The sequence below is a fragment of the Actinomadura sp. K4S16 genome (genome assembly GCF_008327685.1).
GTDB lineage: Bacteria > Actinomycetota > Actinomycetes > Streptosporangiales > Streptosporangiaceae > Spirillospora.
This window is the reverse complement of record NZ_BDDE01000013.1, coordinates 664826-680895: the sequence shown is the minus strand read 5'-3', so window position 1 is coordinate 680895 and position 16070 is coordinate 664826. Positions and strand designations below refer to the sequence as shown.

General features: G+C 71.1%; 14 protein-coding genes. 12 read left to right on the top strand and 2 right to left on the bottom strand.

Annotated features, from left to right (window positions below; all coding sequences use genetic code 11):
• The 8 genes from K4S16_RS44400 to K4S16_RS18255 all read left to right on the top strand — a co-directional run.
• A partial coding sequence (locus K4S16_RS44400; RefSeq protein ID WP_160160945.1) for a hypothetical protein occupies nucleotides 1-536 on the top strand: 536 nt, incomplete at its 5' end.
• A 713-nt stretch (nucleotides 537-1249) separates the two neighbouring features.
• On the top strand, nucleotides 1250-2044 hold the full coding sequence (locus K4S16_RS18280; RefSeq protein ID WP_149260129.1) for a hypothetical protein: 795 nt from the start codon (nucleotides 1250-1252) through the stop codon (nucleotides 2042-2044).
• Between the two features lie 121 nt (nucleotides 2045-2165).
• On the top strand, nucleotides 2166-2294 hold the full coding sequence (locus tag K4S16_RS46485; RefSeq protein WP_268843254.1) for a hypothetical protein: 129 nt from the start codon (nucleotides 2166-2168) through the stop codon (nucleotides 2292-2294).
• A gap of 306 nt (nucleotides 2295-2600) precedes the next feature.
• Complete coding sequence (locus tag K4S16_RS18275) at nucleotides 2601-2741, top strand: DUF4244 domain-containing protein (RefSeq protein ID WP_149260128.1); 141 nt, start codon at nucleotides 2601-2603, stop codon at nucleotides 2739-2741.
• Nucleotides 2738-3100, top strand: a complete 363-nt coding sequence (locus K4S16_RS18270; RefSeq protein WP_149260201.1) for a TadE family type IV pilus minor pilin — start codon at nucleotides 2738-2740, stop codon at nucleotides 3098-3100. The genes K4S16_RS18275 and K4S16_RS18270 overlap by 4 nt, the downstream gene beginning before the upstream one ends.
• A 130-nt stretch (nucleotides 3101-3230) precedes the next feature.
• Complete coding sequence (locus K4S16_RS18265; protein WP_149260127.1) at nucleotides 3231-3674, top strand: Rv3654c family TadE-like protein; 444 nt, start codon at nucleotides 3231-3233, stop codon at nucleotides 3672-3674.
• Nucleotides 3675-3869: 195 nt separating this feature from the next.
• Complete coding sequence (locus K4S16_RS18260; protein WP_149260126.1) at nucleotides 3870-5132, top strand: hypothetical protein; 1263 nt, start codon at nucleotides 3870-3872, stop codon at nucleotides 5130-5132.
• Nucleotides 5133-5746: 614 nt separating this feature from the next.
• Nucleotides 5747-6118 carry a hypothetical protein gene (locus tag K4S16_RS18255; protein ID WP_149260125.1) on the top strand — a complete coding sequence of 124 codons (372 nt, stop codon included), beginning with the start codon at nucleotides 5747-5749 and terminating at the stop codon, nucleotides 6116-6118.
• 10 nt (nucleotides 6119-6128) lie between these two features.
• Here the strand turns inward: K4S16_RS18255 and K4S16_RS18250 are convergent, their stop codons facing one another.
• Complete coding sequence (locus K4S16_RS18250; RefSeq protein WP_149260124.1) at nucleotides 6129-8438, bottom strand: DEAD/DEAH box helicase; 2310 nt, start codon at nucleotides 8436-8438, stop codon at nucleotides 6129-6131.
• 248 nt (nucleotides 8439-8686) lie between these two features.
• Between K4S16_RS18250 and K4S16_RS18245 the strand changes: the two genes are divergently transcribed.
• The 4 genes from K4S16_RS18245 (at nucleotide 8687) to K4S16_RS18230 (ending at nucleotide 13773) form a co-directional block, all read left to right on the top strand.
• On the top strand, nucleotides 8687-9040 hold the full coding sequence (locus tag K4S16_RS18245) for an STAS domain-containing protein (protein ID WP_149260123.1): 354 nt from the start codon (nucleotides 8687-8689) through the stop codon (nucleotides 9038-9040).
• A gap of 16 nt (nucleotides 9041-9056) precedes the next feature.
• Nucleotides 9057-9506, top strand: a complete 450-nt coding sequence (locus K4S16_RS18240; RefSeq protein ID WP_149260122.1) for an ATP-binding protein — start codon at nucleotides 9057-9059, stop codon at nucleotides 9504-9506.
• A 1050-nt stretch (nucleotides 9507-10556) separates the two neighbouring features.
• Entirely contained in the window at nucleotides 10557-13019 is a 2463-nt protein-coding gene (locus K4S16_RS18235) for a sodium-translocating pyrophosphatase (protein ID WP_149260121.1), read from the top strand.
• 283 nt (nucleotides 13020-13302) lie between these two features.
• The gene (locus tag K4S16_RS18230) at nucleotides 13303-13773 is read left to right on the top strand and encodes a histidine phosphatase family protein (RefSeq protein WP_149260120.1); all 471 of its coding nucleotides are present in this window, start codon (nucleotides 13303-13305) and stop codon (nucleotides 13771-13773) included.
• Between the two features lie 4 nt (nucleotides 13774-13777).
• Here the strand turns inward: K4S16_RS18230 and K4S16_RS18225 are convergent, their stop codons facing one another.
• Nucleotides 13778-15964 carry an FUSC family protein gene (locus tag K4S16_RS18225; protein ID WP_149260119.1) on the bottom strand — a complete coding sequence of 729 codons (2187 nt, stop codon included), beginning with the start codon at nucleotides 15962-15964 and terminating at the stop codon, nucleotides 13778-13780.
• Nucleotides 15965-16070 lie beyond the last annotated feature (106 nt).

The following is a 16070-nucleotide window of genomic DNA, read 5'->3' as shown; positions in this document are numbered from 1 at the left end:
CCCGAGACCAGGACACCGCCCGGGACCAGCTCGCCGCTGCGACCGCCGCCGAACAGAACGCACGCACCCGCCTGGCCGTCCTCACCCTGCAGGCCGCCACCCCGTTCACCGGCTACCAAGGCCCGCCCGCCCACTCGCCCTGGCGGGACGGCGCCGCCACCGCCGAACACACCGATGAGCACCTCGCCGCGGCGATCGCCGACGACGTCGACACCGCTCCCGACCGCGCGACCAGCCTGACCGCCGACATCCGTGCCGCCGTCCGCGCCACCCGCCGCATCCTCCACACCATCTCCGGGCTACGCGGCCCCGCCACCGCCGCACAGGCCAGCGCCTGCCTCGCCGAACTCCGCGCCGAACAAGCCGTCCGCGCCACGCTGCCGGTCCGCCGCGCTGACCACGAACAGCAGCAGCGCCTGCAGCACGCCGCCGTACAGCGCGCCGCCCGGCCCGCGCCCGCACCGCACGACCCGCACCGCCACCACGGCCCACACCACGGCCGCGGGCCCGGGCCCAGCCCCGGCATCAGCCGATGAGCCGCCCCATCGGGCGAGTGAGTTTTCAACCCACCGCCCGGTGAGCCTAACTCGCGCGTTGAGCTGCGCGAAGTTAAGTGAGTGAGGCGCCTTCGGCGGGATGGGAGCGAGAGCCAGGAGGAGCCGTACCGCAGCCCGAAGGCATGGACCGAGACCCTAACTAACTCCCCGACTCCCGGGCCCCCACGAGAAACCGGGCAGGAGCCCGGACGGCGGTCCAGGACGTGCGCGGACATCCCGAGATGGCTACGGGCCGCGCAGCATCCCCGGCGCGGGGACCGGTCGCCGGGGCGGCCCGTGTCTCGGCCCGAACCACCCGGTCAGGCATTTCGTCACGCAGCAGCCCCGCGAGTGCGTGGCGTCCGGATGTGGGCGGATCGCCGGTCCGGGAGGGACATACACGGGGCCACCACGACGACGGGCCGAACCCTCGGCCCCCTCCCTCGGGTTCGGAGGACGTGATCCGCGCTGGACGCGGAACAGCAGAGGCACAACCGGGACTTTCTCTACCGCGCCCTAGGAGGTTGGCTGGCATAGCCATCACATGCTCTGGCATGACCAGCGGCTTGGGTGGTTCCTTGGCACTAAATCTGGTTATTCACGTGTGAGATTCAGGGGTCTTCATAAGACTCCAGGTGGCACGGCCATGATGCTCAAGATCATCTGCCGTCACGGATTTCCCTTGCGATGGCAATCCGCGTATCCCTAGGTGCATGAACCACGACACGACCGCCGACTCGGCGAGCACCTTGGGTGCCCTGCTGGAGGATGCCAAGCGCACGAGCGACGCGGCCCCCATCGGCGCCGCATTCGTCCGCTACACCGACACCGAGGGCCGCTTTCAGCACGGCCCGCTGGCCAAGCTGGTCCGCAACCACGACACGACCGCCCTCGACCTGTACTTGCTGTTCCGCGCCGTTGCCACCAAGGCGCCCTATGACGTGGCACGGGACGCCCGCATCTGGGCGCGCGCCCTCGGCCACTTCACCGACGACGGCAAGCCCAACACCCAGATGATCTCCCGGGCGTGGAGGCGGCTGGAAGGGCTCGGACTGATCAACCGCGAGCGGCGCGGCCGACTGGCGCACATCTTCGCGCGGCACGAGAGCGGCACCAAGGGCGAGGACGCCTATGTCCCCCCGGACGGCGCCGCCAACGGCTTCTACATCGCCTTGCCGTTCGCGTACTGGACGGCCACCGAACCGATGCACACCAAGCTGCAGCTGCCCGGCAAGGCCGTTCTGCTCATCCTGCTGTCCCGGCTGCAGCACGAGTTCACCATCACGGCCGAGCAGCTCCACACCTGGTACGGCATCAGCCCCGAGACCGCCCACAAAGGCCTGGCCGAACTGGACAAGCAGGGCGTGCTGTCCTGCTGGGTCGAAACCAAGGCCGACCCGCGGTCACCGACCGGCTCGACCTACCACCGCAACTACAAGTTCAAGGCCCCCTACGACCGGCTGCGCCGCCCCGAGATCACCGACCTCAGCCAGGTCCCGACCGAGTGAACGCCGGCCCCACCCAATGCCGGGAACCGCCACACCCCTCCCGCAGGAAACCGACGATCACCACAAAACCCGATCGGCCCCCGAGGCACCGGGGGCCGATCAGACACTTCAGGAGAAGTAAATGCGCAACCAGCCTACCGACGACGACGCCTACTACCGCAAGAAGATCATGTTCCTGCGCTACATCAGCGTCATCGCCGGCGTGATGATCCGGATCGCGGGGGAGATCGCGCGTACCTTCGTGCGCTGATCCACACTAATCCGCGTCTAGCGGGACGACACCCCCTGACACCTACAGGTGGGCGTCCGCTCCCCCGGACGCCCACCCCTTCGTATCATCTCGCAGCGCAGGGATCTTGAAGACAGGTCGCCGGTTCCTCGACAGACGCCTGGTCCCCCCGAGTAGACGCCCGGCTACGCCTCGGCCAAGACCGCGTGCGACCCAGTTGCCTGCCACCGTCCTCGGATCAAGGCGTACGTGGCGTACATGAACTACATGACGAAAGACCCCCCGGATATCTGTCCGTGACGTTCGTCAAACCCCTACATGGCACACATGAAAGACAGCAGATCGGCACCCCAGATAACCATCGCCGCGGCGGCCTTCGCCGGCCTGCTGTTCAAGATCGTGACCAGCTCGCAGGTGAAGACGATGCTCTTACAGATCATCGAGAAGGCCCTCAATCTGGCCGGCTGAGGGATCGCGGGACGGCCACGGCGGAGATCGCCGTGGCCCTTCCCTCCCTGGTGCTGGTCACTGCGATCGTGCTGTGGGGCGTGAGGGCGGCGTCCGTGCAGCTCGCCTGTACTGACGCGGCCCGGAGCGGCGCCCGGGCGGCGGCCAGAGGCGAGTCCCTCACCGCCGTGCGCGACCTGGTGGTGAGGGCCGTTCCGAAGGGTGCGACCGTCCAGGTTCACCGCGATGAGGCCACCGTCCGCGTGGACATCTCGGCTTCCGTCCACACCGCCGCCGCGATCGGCCTACCGGCTCTCACCGTCCGCGCCCACGCGGCCGCCGAGACAGAACCCGGCCTCCCGCCCGCCACAAGCCCGTGACGCCTCGACTGGCGAACCGGGAGGTCGAGGTGGGAGAAGCCGCCACGGAGGGCAGCGCGTTCCGGGCTGATCGAGGCCTGCCAGGACGACTCGTTGCAGCAGTCCACCACGTCAACGGATTGGAGAGGTCATGCAAGGCGGCGCCCCCGCGTCCGATACGGCTCGCCAGCTCCCCAGGTGTGGAGGGAGGACGAGGAACGAGCCGGATCCACGGCCGGGAGATCGGGGGTCGGGGACGGTCTGGGTGCTGGCGTTCGCCGTCCTCGTCTGGGTGGTGGGAGTGGCGGCGGTCCTGGTCGGCGGGGTCCGGAGCGCGCGGCATCGAGGGGAGGCGGCAGCCGACATGGCGGCGCTGGCGGGCGCGGCGCGGGTCTCCGATGGGGGCGGAGCCGCCTGTGCGAGAGCGAAGGCAATCGCGATCGAGTCACGGGCTCGCGTGGTGAGGTGCCAGGTGCGAGGCGAGATCATCGATGTCTCGGTGGTCGTCGACGTCACGATGCCCATGGGACTGAAGGGGCGCAGGATCGTTTCCCGGGCGAGGGCTGGTCCTGTGGGGCAGGACGGCGTACCCTAGCGCCACATGCCTCGTTGCACTGAGTGTCAATAGGGGTGGGAGGTTGCAGGGAGTGAAAACACGTTCCTCTTTGTCATCCTCCTGTGACTTTTGCTACCCGGTGGTACGTTACGCTGCCGTAAGCCCATAGTCATCGCCAGGTGCGGTGCGCCCGGCGGAACGAGATCGGCGCGAGCTGTCGAAGGGATTGAGGCCGTGACCATCATTCGCAGGCTCGGTGCGATCGCACTCGCGGCACCCCTTGCGATGAGCTTCCCGGTACTCGCCGCCCTGCCTGCGCAGGCGGCCACGACAAGCGTCATCACCCCGGCGGACGGCGCCGTCATCACCAGCGGGTCCCAGGTCACCGCCAAGGCGCACTTCGACTTCGCGATCACGATGCAGCTGCGAGTGGACGGTCCCGGGATCGGTGACACGTTCCTCCAGGAGAAGGGCTTCTCCGGGGATATGTCCGGAACCTTCTCGATCAGCAGGAATGGCCGCTACAAGGTCTACCTGAAGGGCAAGCAGACCAACAACGTCTACGACTCCAACACCTTCACGGTGCGCATCGCGCCGGCGGCCCCCACCGGCGTGTCCGCCAGCGCGTCCGGCGGCAAGCTCGTCGTGAAGTGGAACCGCGGCCTCGAAGACGACCTCATCGGCTACACGCTCGCCGGCTCGGGTGTGAAGTCCAAGGCGGGCTCGGTGGGCTCCCTCTGCCAGGGGACGAGCTGCTCCACCACCCTGTCGCTCACCAGGTCCAGCGGCGCGGTGTCCGTGGGCGTCCGAGCCAGGCGCTCCACCGGCACGGGCGGATCGCTCGACTCGAGCACCGCCTCGGCGACCGCCTCGCTCGGCGGTGGAGGGGGTTCCGTCCCCGGCAGTTCGGCGCCGTCCCTCCCGTCCGGAGGCTCCTCGGTCCCCGGTACTGGGACGCCCCTGACCCCGTTCAACAACGAGTCGCCGGTCACCCTCCCGTCCGTCCAGCCGGACGGTGCGACGCCCGGGCTCACCTACCCCGCGCCGCAGATCGCCACCGACTCGCCGAAGGCCCAGAACGTCGCGGCGACCGACCGGCTCCAGTGGGGCAAGAGCGTCGGCATCGCGCTGGTCCTGCTGATCGTCGCCGCGCACCTCGGGACCTGGACGCGGCGCCTCCGCGTCGCCCAGGCCGGCACGAGCAGCAACGGCATGGCGGCCCGCATCGCACGCAGCGGCACCGGCCGCAGGCGCGTGAGCAAGGCCCGCGAGCAGATCGCGCGCGCCGAGGCGCGTGCCAAGACCGCCCCGGTCGTCGCGGCCGGAGCCAAGGGCGCCCGCTCGACCAAGCGCACCGCGGGCACGGCCGTCAGCGACTCGAAGCCGAAGGCCGGCCGCCGTCCCGCGACCTTCGGTAAGCCCTCCGGCGGAGTGAACGTCCGCCTCGCCAAGCCCGGCACGAACACGAAGCCCAAGCGCGGCCGCCGCCGCAAGTGACCACCGGGGGCGGTTCCCGGCGTCGTGGCCGAGGGACCGCGAAGCCCACATGAAGGTCGGGGTCAACGCCTGGTCCGCGCCGCAAGTGAACACTGGGTGCGCCGCTCGGTGACATGGCTGAGTGGCCGCGACATCCGGCATGAAGGTCGAGGCCACCGCGCGGGTCGTCGCTACAACTTGACGACCGGGTGCGGTGCTCGGCGACATGGCTGAGGGGCCGGGCCCCAAGTGAGCACTGGGCGCGGTGGTCGGTGACGTGGCTGATGGCCCCGATGCCTGACGAGGCTGATGGTCCCGACGGTGCTGTGCCGTCCTTACGGGATCTTCTGGGAGTCGCCTCGCGACCGGGTGGAGGCGCAGGTCAGCCGCAACGGGCCTGTCGGGGCCGACCCGGGGGCGGTGGATCGGCCCTCGGTATGGATGCTTGCGGAGGGCGGGTGCTTGGTCCGCTGGGGGTGGGGGGTGGTTGTGGGGCTGGCGAGGGGTCTGAGCACGGTCTAGGCTGCCTTGCCAATCGGATCGTCTGGCTTGTCCGGCGATGCGTTCTGTCGTCCGAGACCTCGGCCTCGTCCCGCACCGGGGCGGCAAGGCCCGATGGAGAGGAGACCCTCCGCATGATCTTCCTGGGAGTGCTCATCGCGCTCGCCGCCGGTGCGGCCGGCGTCGCCGTGGTGCTGGACAACCCGGGCCCGGCCCGGCTGACCCTGTTCGGCGACGAGGTTCCGGGGATCACGTCGCAGTGGCAGGTCTTCATGGCCGGCGCCGTGCTCGCCATCGTGTTCATGGCGGGGATGATGCTCGCGTCGCTGGGCTTCCGGCGCGCGATGAACATGCGGCGGGAGCTGCGGGACCTGCGGGACGAGCACGAGGAGTCCCTGCACACGCTCGAGATGGAGCGGCGCAAGCTCCAGCAGGCGCTGGCCCAGGCCCGGCGCGGGATGGACGACCAGGCCTCCGTCCCGGCCCAGCGGGTCGCTCCCAACTGACCCGGCCGGGTTACTCGGGAGCTTCGGCCAGGAGGACGGCTAGGAGATCTAGGGCGCCTTGTTTGTCCAAGGGGTCGTTGCCGTTGCCGCACTTGGGGGACTGGATGCAGGACGGGCAGCCCGAGTCGCATTCGCAGGAGGCGATGGCGTCGCGGGTCGCGCGTAGCCAGGCGGCGGCGTCGCCGTAGCCTCGTTCGGCGAATCCGGCGCCGCCCTCATGGCCGTCGTAGACGAAGACGGTGAGAAGCCCGGTATCGGGGTGGACGGCCGTAGAGACGCCGCCGATGTCCCAGCGGTCGCACGTGGCGAACAAGGGGAGCAGGCCGATCGAGGCGTGTTCGGCGGCATGGGCGGCGCCTGCCAGGTCGAGGTCGTCCAGACGCGAGATCTGGGCTTCGGAGAGGGTCCACCATACGGCGCGCGTGCGGAGGGTCCGGGGCGGTAGGTCCAGGGGCTTCTCGCCGAGCATCTCCCCCGTCTGCATGCGGCGCATCTGGTACGCGACCACCTGCCGGGTGACTTCGACGGTTCCGAAGCTGAGTGTGGCCTCGCCCCAGGAGACGGAGCGGAGCCGTTCCACGATGCTGATGTCGGTGACGTCGCGGGCGGTGGTCGAGTAGTCGGGGTCGGCCGCCTCGACGAGTGCGACGGAGTCGTCCAGGTCGAGGGTCTGCACGATGAAGGACTCGCCCTGGTGGATGTAGACGGCCCCCTCGTGGACGGTGGTGTGCGCGGACGGCTCGTCCACGGTGCCGAGGAGCCGCCCGGTGGACGCCTCGACGACCTGGATGGGCGCGCCGCCCGCGCCGCGGATGTCGGCCAGGTCGCAGGCCCTGTCACGGCGCGTCCAGTACCAGCCGGCTGGGCGGCGGCGCAGGAGGCCGCGGCGCACCAGGTCCGGCAGCAGGTCGGCGGTCGCGGGACCGAAGAGGGGGAGATCGTCCTCGGTGAGCGGCAGCTCGGACGCCGCCGCGCACAGGTGCGGTTCGAGGACGTAGGGGTTGTCGGGGTCGAGCACGGTGGCCTCGACCGGCGTCCCGAAGATCGCCTCGGGATGGTGGACGAGGAACGTGTCGAGCGGGTCGTCGCGGGCCACCAGGACGGACAGGGCCGCCTGCCCGGAACGTCCGGCACGTCCCGCCTGCTGCCACAGGGACGCGCGGGTGCCCGGCCAGCCGCACACCAGGACCGCGTCGAGCCCGGAGACGTCCACACCGAGCTCCAGGGCGTTCGTGCTCGCCAGGCCGATGATCGAGTGGGAGCGCAGGGCGGCCTCCAGCGCGCGCCGTTCCTCGGGCAGATAGCCGGCGCGGTAGGCGGCGACCTGCTCGGCCAAGCCGGGGGCCACCTCGTGCAGAGCGCGCTTGGCGCTGAGCGCCACCGACTCCGCGCCGCGCCGGGAGCGGACGAAGGCGAGCGTCTGCACGCCCTCGACGACAAGGTCGGCCAGGAGGTCGCCGGCCTCAGCGGTGGCCGTGCGGCGAACGGGAGCGCCCTGCTCACCCCGCAGGTCCGTCAGGGGCGGCTCCCACAGGGCGAAGGTGGCGGGCCCACGCGGAGAGGCGTCATCGTCCACGGCCACCACGTCGAGACCGGTGAGACGGGACGCGGCGGCGGCGGGCTCCGACGCGGTGGCCGAAGCGAGGATGAACGTGGGGGACGAGTGGTATCGCGCGCACACCCGGCGGAGGCGGCGCAGAACCTGTGCGACGTGCGAGCCGAAGACGCCGCGGTACCCATGGGCCTCATCGATGACGACGTACTTCAGACGGCGCAGGAAGGACGACCATCGGGCGTGCCCGGGCAGGATCGACCGGTGCAGCATGTCGGGGTTGGTCATCACGTAGTTGGCGTGTTGGCGGACCCACGTCCGCTCGTCCTGCGGCGTGTCGCCGTCGTAGGTCGCGGCGCGCACGCGCGTGAGCCGCAGCGCGCGCAGAGCGCGGAGCTGGTCGGCGGCCAGCGCCTTGGTCGGCGACAGGTAGAGGACGGTCCCTTCGTGGCGGGGGTTCTCGTCGCCCGCGTAGATCGCCTCGACGCAGGGCAGCAGGTAGGCGAGGGACTTGCCGGAGGCCGTGCCTGTGGCGATGATCACAGACCGGCCGGCGCGGGCGTGCTCGGCCGCCGCGGCCTGGTGCTCCCACGGCGCTTCGATGCCGGCGGCGGCCAGCCGCTCCACCAGCAGCGGGGGTGACCAGTCGGGCCACGCCGCCCGGCGGCCGCGACGTGCGGGAACGCTCTCCACGTGGGTGATGCGTTCGCGCCGCGCGGGATCGGCGAGCAGCCGGTCCAGGGGAGTTGAGGATCTTTGGGCGCCCATCAGGTTTTCAGTGTGCCAGCCGGGGCAAAACAACGGGAACGCCCCGGCGCCGGAGGGCCTGTTCCCCCTGCTCTGAACCTGAGATCAGCAGGTCAGGCGGGATGGCGCGAACTTTCGCCCGTGTGGGCGATTACGTGCGTACACGACGCCGGAGCGTGGTTGAATCACGGCGAAGTCTCGGCGTCCGGCCGCCCTCCGAGGGGCCGGGTGGCGGGATCGGATAGTGCTGCACGGCGCGTGGAGGATCTGTGGATCTGAAGGTTAACGACTACACCACCGACGATGGCCTCACCGTCATCAACGTGGAGGGCGAGATCGACGTCTACACGGCGCCGAAGCTTCGCGAGAAGCTCATCGACCTGGTGAACAAGGGCAAGTTCCACCTGCTCGTGGACATGGAGAAGGTGGAGTTCCTCGACTCGACCGGGCTCGGCGTGCTCGTGGGCGGGCTGAAGCGGGTGCGCGCCCACGACGGCTCCCTGGAGCTCGTGTGCACCCAGGAGCGCATCCTCAAGATCTTCCGGATCACGGGGCTGACCAAGGTCTTCGGCATTCACAACTCGATCGCCGAGGCCGAGGAGAAGCGCAAGGGCGCCAAGTAGGCGGCCCGCGGCTGAAATGTCGACTGTTGAACTGTCCTTCAGCGCGCTGCCCGTCCACGTTCGGACCGCCCGGCTGATCGTGACCGCCGTCGCCCGCCGCAGCGGGGTCGCCGAGCCTCTGCTGGACGAGGTGCGGCTCGCGGTCGGCGAGGCGTGCTCCCGTGCCGTGGAAGCGCATCGCCGGCACTGCCCGGACGAACCCGTCAGCCTCGAGCTGCGCGGCGAGAAAGGCCGCTTCGAGGTGACCGTCAGCGACACCGTCCCCGGCGACCTTCCCCCGGAGGGGCTCCCCGCCGCCGCCCTGGACGAGGGAGCGGACGAGTTCGAGTACGGCCTGGGTGAGGGCACCGCTGAACTGGGTCTGGCCGTCATCGCCGGGCTCGCCGACGACGTGGAGATCGCGACCACGCCGAAGGGGGTCCAGATACGGATGAGCTGGCCGGCCGAAGCCGAGGCGACCATCTAGCTGTGTTTATTGGCAGTGCTCTTGTCCTTCGGGCCTTGGGGGCCCGAAGGACAAGAGCACTGCGGGCGATCGCTGGCATCGCTCCGTCTCGCCTTGCGGCTCGCTGCGCGATCAGGTTCTCGCTTCGCTTGAACCTGCCTTCGGACGCGATCGCAGCCATCGAGGTTGTCGCGTGGTCGCGGTGCCGGCTGAGGTTGTTGCAGTAGCGGGTGCGGGTGGTGAGCAAGGCGAGCCCTGCGCGCCACACTGAAGTACGGCCCTTCGGCATGGACCTCCGCGGCGGAGGTACCACTTCCGCCCTCGTGTAGGGCGTCCTCGGCGACGAGTGCCACTGCCTGCACCAACGCCCGCGCCCCCTAGCCGCCGGCTCCTCGGCGAGCCCTCGGCACGAATACACCACAGAGCGCGAGCTAGACCGAGTCACAGGCACACCGCATCCGCTGCGTCCAGATGTGCGGGGCCGCCCAACGGGCGCACATGAGTCGTCTGCCTGGTCTGACCGCAGCTCGGTGGCGCTGAGCCTCGTCCCCTCTGGGCCTCGCCCCCTACCCCCTGGTGTCGGGTAGGGGGCTGGAGGCGGGGTGTGGCGGGTCAGGGTAGGGACCGCAGGGGGCGCCGGTGGGGCTTGTGGGACTGGTGGTGCGGGTGGTGTGAGATTCTCTTGTGATCGTCGGGGATCCGACCCGATTTGGGTCTGGACATATTCCGTGTTAATGCCTAGCTTGAATGCGGACGCCGGTGGTCGTGCCGATGTGTCGGTCATGCCCCGCGCCCGTCAGGGTGTCGGCGGGGTAATAAGCGCCTGGCCCGGTCTGACCTGGGAGGACGCTGTCCGATCAGGCCAATGGGTCAATTTCCGGCGTATCGCGTGTTTCATTTCGGCGACATCTTCATGAAGGGCGTCGCGGCCTTAACATTCGACTTACGCGTGCGTAGACTCCCGGCACCCGCGTTGCCGTGCGAGGCGTTCGAAATCATGACTCGTGGGGTACGCGGTAAAGATCGCTTTTATGTCGGTCGCGATCGCAACGCCCCTGTCGAGGAGGACGGATGCCCGGGTTTTCCCTGTCAAGCCCGGCCAGCGCTGAAGTGGATCTCGGCGGCGGCGACCTTTCCCTGGTCGTCGTCGTCGCCGTGATCGCACTGCTCGCACTGGCCGTCGCCGCGGGTCTCGTACGCGATGTCCTGGCCGCCGGCCAGGGCACCGCCAAGATGCAAGAGATCGCGCGCGCCGTTCAGGTGGGCGCAGGCGCCTACCTGAAACGCCAGTTCCGCACGGTCGCGATCTTCGTGGTCCTGATCCCGCTCGTCCTGCTGCTCCTGCCCGCCGACTCCACCGGCGAGCGGATCGGCCGGTCCGTCTTCTTCGTCATCGGCGCGATCTTCTCCGCCGTCACCGGGTTCACCGGCATGTGGCTGGCCGTTCGGGGGAACGTCCGGGTCGCCGCGGCCGCCCGCGAGGAGGGCGGCGAGAAGACCGCGATGCGGATCGCCTTCCGCACCGGCGGCGTCGCGGGCATGTTCACCGTCGGCCTCGGCCTGTTCGGCGCCGCCGTCGTCGTCCTCGCCTACCAGGGCGACGCGCCGAAGGTGCTGGAGGGCTTCGGGTTCGGCGCCGCGCTGCTCGCCATGTTCATGCGAGTCGGCGGCGGCATCTTCACCAAGGCCGCCGACGTCGGCGCCGACCTGGTCGGCAAGGTCGAGCAGGGCATCCCCGAGGACGACCCGCGCAACGCGGCGACGATCGCCGACAACGTGGGCGACAACGTCGGCGACTGCGCCGGCATGGCCGCCGACCTGTTCGAGTCGTACGCGGTCATGCTCGTCGCGGCGCTGATCCTCGGCACCGCGGCGTTCGGCAACCAGGGCCTGGTGTTCCCGCTGATCGTGCCGATGATCGGCGTGATCACCGCGGTGATCGGCATCTTCGCGGTGGCGCCCCGCGCCGGCGACCGCTCCGGGATGACCGCGATCAACCGGGGCTTCTTCATCTCCGCGGCGATCTCGGCGATCCTCGTCGCGGTCGCCGCGTTCGTGTACCTGCCCTCGTCCTTCGCGGAGCTGGACGGCGTCCGCGACAAGGCCATCGCCGGACTGGACGCCGACCCGCGCTGGGTCGCGCTCGGCTCCGTCCTGATCGGCATCGTGCTCGCCAGCGCGATCCAGCTGCTCACCGGCTACTTCACCGAGACCAACCGCAAGCCGGTCAAGGAGGTCACCGACAGCGCCAGGACCGGCCCCGCGACCGTCATCCTGTCGGGCATCTCGCTCGGCCTGGAGTCGGCCGTCTACACCGCGCTGGTGATCGGCGCCGCCGTCTACGGGGCGTTCCTGCTCGGCTTCGGCAACACCACCGTCGCGCTGTTCGCGGTGGCGATGGCCGGCACCGGGCTGCTCACCACCGTCGGCGTGATCGTCTCGATGGACACCTTCGGGCCCGTCTCCGACAACGCCCAGGGCATCGCCGAGATGTCCGGGGACGTCCAGGGCGAGGCCGCCGCGGTGCTGGAGCGGCTGGACGCGGTGGGCAACACCACCAAGGCCATCACCAAGGGCATCGCGATCGCGACGGCGGTGCTCGCCGCGACCGCGCTGTTCGGCTCGTTCCGGACGACGGTGATCGCGGCGCTCGACGGCGCCTCGAAGAGCGCCAGGGACGCGATCGGCGCGGACTTCCTGAACTTCAACCTGTCGATCGCGAGCCCGAACGTGCTGATCGGGCTGATCATCGGCGCGGCCGTGGTGTTCATGTTCTCCGGCCTGGCGATCATGGCGGTGGGCCGCGCGGCGGGCCGGGTCGTGGTCGAGGTGCGCGAGCAGTTCCGCACCAAGCCCGGGATCATGGACTACACCGAGAAGCCCGACTACGACCGGGTCGTGGACATCTGCACCCGGGACGCGCAGCGCGAGCTCGCCACCCCGGGCCTGCTGGCGATCATGACGCCGATCGCGGTCGGCTTCGCCCTCGGGTACGCGCCCCTCGGCGCCTACCTCGGCGGCGCCATCGCGGCGGGCGTGCTGATGGCGGTGTTCCTCGCCAACTCCGGCGGCGCCTGGGACAACGCCAAGAAGCTCGTCGAGGAGGGCCACCTCGGCGGCAAGGGCAGCGAGGCGCATGAGGCCACGATCATCGGCGACACGGTCGGCGACCCCTTCAAGGACACCGCCGGTCCCGCGATCAACCCGCTGATCAAGGTGATGAACCTGGTCGCGCTGCTGATCGCGGACGCGGTGGTGACCTATGCGGGCAACACGCCGCTGCGCGTCGGGGTCACCGTGCTGTCCGTCGCGGTCGTCGTCGCGGCGATCGTGATCTCCAAGCGGCGCGCCGACCCGATCGGCGGGCAGTCCGGCGACCCGGCCGTCGAGGGCGGCAAGCCGGAGCCCGGCGCCGTGCGGAACGGCGACGGCGCGGCGTCCCTCGAGAAGGGCCGGGAGGCCGCGGTCGGCGCCGACTCGGCCGGGACCAAGGCCGAGTCGGGCACCGAGGAGTCGTCCGCCGGGAAGTCCTGACCGCCTGAACGCAAGGGGGCCGGTGGCGACACGCCATCGGCCCCCTTCCGCGTCTCCGGGGGTCCCGTCCCGAGCGCGCGAGACCGGTCGTACGCTGTACGGGAGAGCGGGGACGTCCGTCCTCGACGCAGCGCGTATCGAACTCGGGAGGCGGCCGTGGCGAGCGGCGGCAAGCCGACGATGTCGGGGCCCAAGGGCTTCGCCATCGTGCTCGGCGGAATGCTCGGCATCATGCTCGTGCTCTGGACCCTGGCGGCCCTCGTGGCCCCCTAATGTGGCGGCCATGCCCACGCTCATCGTGCTCCGCCACGCCAAGGCCGAGGCCGGCTTCGGCAAACCCGACATCGATCGCGCCCTGACCGACCGCGGACGCCGCGACGCGACCGCGACCGGGGAGTGGCTCCGCGCGGGCGGGCTCGCCCCCGACCGCGTGCTGTGCTCGCCCGCCGTCCGCACCCGGGAGACGCTCGCCCGGCTGGCGCTCGACGCGGAGGCCGGCTTCGAGCCCGGCATCTACGACAACGACCCCGAGGGGCTCCTCGCCCTCATCCGCGAGACGCCGGACGAGTCCGAACGGCTCCTGCTGGTCGGGCACAACCCGTCGGTGCACCAACTCGTCCACGATCTGACCGGCCAGGCTCCCGACGCCTTCCCCACCTGCGCCCTCGCCGTGATCGACCTTCCGTCCGGAGACTGGGTGGACGTCCGGCCCGGCCTCGGCGAACTCCGCACCGTCCGCACTCCGAAGGACTGACGGTTCACCGGCGCGGCGCGGCGGCCTCCAGCGACGACTCGATGACCTGGTTCACGTCCCGGCGCAGCTCCCTGATCGTGTAGCGCGTCCCGGAGACCTGCAGCAGGGCGTGCCGGAGCGGCGTGAGCTCGTCCGGGCCGACGCCCTCCTTGAGCTCCGCGCGGCGCCGCCGGGTGAGCGTGGACAGGTAGGAGTCGAGTTCGGCGAGTTCATCGGCGAGCTCCTCGACGGGCGCGCCCGCCTCCGGGTCGCGCTCCCCCGGCTCCTCCAGCAGGCCGGCCGCCTCCTCCAGCTGGTCGGCCAGGCGGTCGAGGATCTCGGGGATCGGCCCGGTGTCCACGGCCTGCTCGCGGGACATCTTCGCGACCGCGATGAGGTGGTCGCGGGCGCGGTGCGCGGCGGCCGCGGCCCTGCGCAGCCGGTCCGTCAACCCGGTGTCGGGCACCCGCTCGTGGCCGAGCCGCGTCCGGGTCTCGGCGACCGCCTCGGCCGCCCGCTCCGCGGTGACGATCGTGTCGTGCGGCAGCCGGACCTTCTCCCCGGAGAGGACGTCCGCCGTCGCCCGGACGAGCCCCGCGTGCGTGCGCATGAGCCGTTCGAGCTGGCCGGGCAGCAGTTCGAGGTGCCCGGCGGGCCACAGCGTCAAGGCGGCGAAGTACGCCAGGAGCGACCCGGCGAGCGTCAGCGCGATCCGCGCGCCGGCGGTGCGCCAGTCGGCGGGGGTGGAGAAGTCCAGCAGCATCATCGCCAGCGGCGTCCCGAACAGCGCCCAGTAGGCGAAGTTCACCGACTCCATCGCGAACCCGGCCACCGCGAAGCAGAACGCGAACCCAACGACCGTCGGCTGCCCGGGGGCGAGCGTCAGGATGACCGCGGCGACGGCGGCCCCGGCCGCGGTGCCCCCGACGCGCTGGACGAGCCGGTCCACGGTCTCGCCGTAGGTGGCGCGCAGGCTCAGCATCGCGGTGATCGTGAGCCAGTGCCCGTACCGGATCCCCAGCACGGTGGTGAGGGCCATCGACACGGCCGCCGTCACGTACACCCGCGACACCTGCCGGAACCTCGGGGACCGCGTGCGGACGGCGCGGCGCACCCGGTCCCAGAGCGGCATCGGGTCGAGCGTGCCGGGGATCCGCGGCACCGCGAACCCGATGCGCAGGCCGCCCGCGACGAGCCGGCGCGTGGAGGCGACCTCGCCGGCGATGCGGTCGATGGAGCGGCGCACCTGGCCGATCAGCGCGACCGCGACGAGGTCCTCGTCGCCGGCGAGCCCGGCGCGCCTGATCTGCTCGGCGGCGCGGCCCATCCGCCGGACGGCGGCGGACTCCTCGCGGCCGAGCGGCGCCTCCCCCGCCGTCGCGACCGCCCCGGCCAGCAGCCGCAGCCGCGCCGCCAGCGCCGAGATCGCCGTCTGCGTCTCCAACTGCCACTCGCGGTCCGGCGGATAGTTCTTCGCCGCCTCCAGGACGGCCTGGAGCGTCACCGTCTCGTGGAGCACGCGCCCCAGCGCGTCGATGAGCCGCTCGGGCCTTGTGGGTTCGTTCCCCGGCCGCCCCGTTCGGTACAGCGCGTAGGTGGCGCGCACCGCCGTCAGCGACTCCGAGGCCGCCCGCCGCTTGGCCTCCCAGTCCGGGATCCGGGTCACCGCCAGCAGGTCGGGATTCGTCATCTCGACGGAGTCGAGGGGCCCGGCGTCATGGGCGCCCACGTCCTGCGCCACGGCGTCCAGCGCCTCGGCGACCGCGTCCGCCGACTCGCTCAGCGCCTCCCGCAGCGGACGCAGCCGCCGCGCGGGCCACGGCGCCAGCAGCAGCCCGGCGGTGAGGAGCCCGCCCACCAGCTCCAGCAGCCCGATGCCCAGCACGTCCGCGGACGGCGGCCGGATGGCGCTCAACAGCACCGCGAGCCCGGCGGTCGACCCGATCCGCGGCACCGCCACGCCGAGCGCGACCAGCGGCGGCACCACGATCACGGCCGGCCACGGATGCCCGCTGAGCAGCCCGCCCACCCCGGCCCCGACCGCGACGATCAGCACGCCCACCGTGAGATCGCGCGCCCGCGCCCCGTAGGGCCCCTCCGGCGCCCGCTGCGCGACCAGGTAGGCCCCGAGCGCGATCACCGACCCCTGCGCGGCATGCCCGGTCAGCGCCCCCGCGAGCAGCGGCACGGCCACCGCGATCGCAGAGGCCAACCCATAGAACGGCGCGGCCCGCCCATGAACTTGGGCATAAGCCCCCCGCGCCCGCCGAAGCATGAGCAGTGTTTACCCAGGGGGGCGACCCCCTGGAACCCCCGTC

Coding starts and splice junctions, on each gene's coding strand:
- K4S16_RS18280 (WP_149260129.1), top strand. CDS start 1,250: ATGAACCACGACACGACCGCCGACTCGGCGAGCACCTTGGGTGCCCTG.
- K4S16_RS46485 (WP_268843254.1), top strand. CDS start 2,166: ATGCGCAACCAGCCTACCGACGACGACGCCTACTACCGCAAGAAGATC.
- K4S16_RS18275 (WP_149260128.1), top strand. CDS start 2,601: ATGAAAGACAGCAGATCGGCACCCCAGATAACCATCGCCGCGGCGGCC.
- K4S16_RS18265 (WP_149260127.1), top strand. CDS start 3,231: ATGCAAGGCGGCGCCCCCGCGTCCGATACGGCTCGCCAGCTCCCCAGG.
- K4S16_RS18255 (WP_149260125.1), top strand. CDS start 5,747: ATGATCTTCCTGGGAGTGCTCATCGCGCTCGCCGCCGGTGCGGCCGGC.
- K4S16_RS18250 (WP_149260124.1), bottom strand. CDS start 8,438: ATGGGCGCCCAAAGATCCTCAACTCCCCTGGACCGGCTGCTCGCCGAT.
- K4S16_RS18240 (WP_149260122.1), top strand. CDS start 9,057: ATGTCGACTGTTGAACTGTCCTTCAGCGCGCTGCCCGTCCACGTTCGG.
- K4S16_RS18235 (WP_149260121.1), top strand. CDS start 10,557: ATGCCCGGGTTTTCCCTGTCAAGCCCGGCCAGCGCTGAAGTGGATCTC.
- K4S16_RS18230 (WP_149260120.1), top strand. CDS start 13,303: ATGCCCACGCTCATCGTGCTCCGCCACGCCAAGGCCGAGGCCGGCTTC.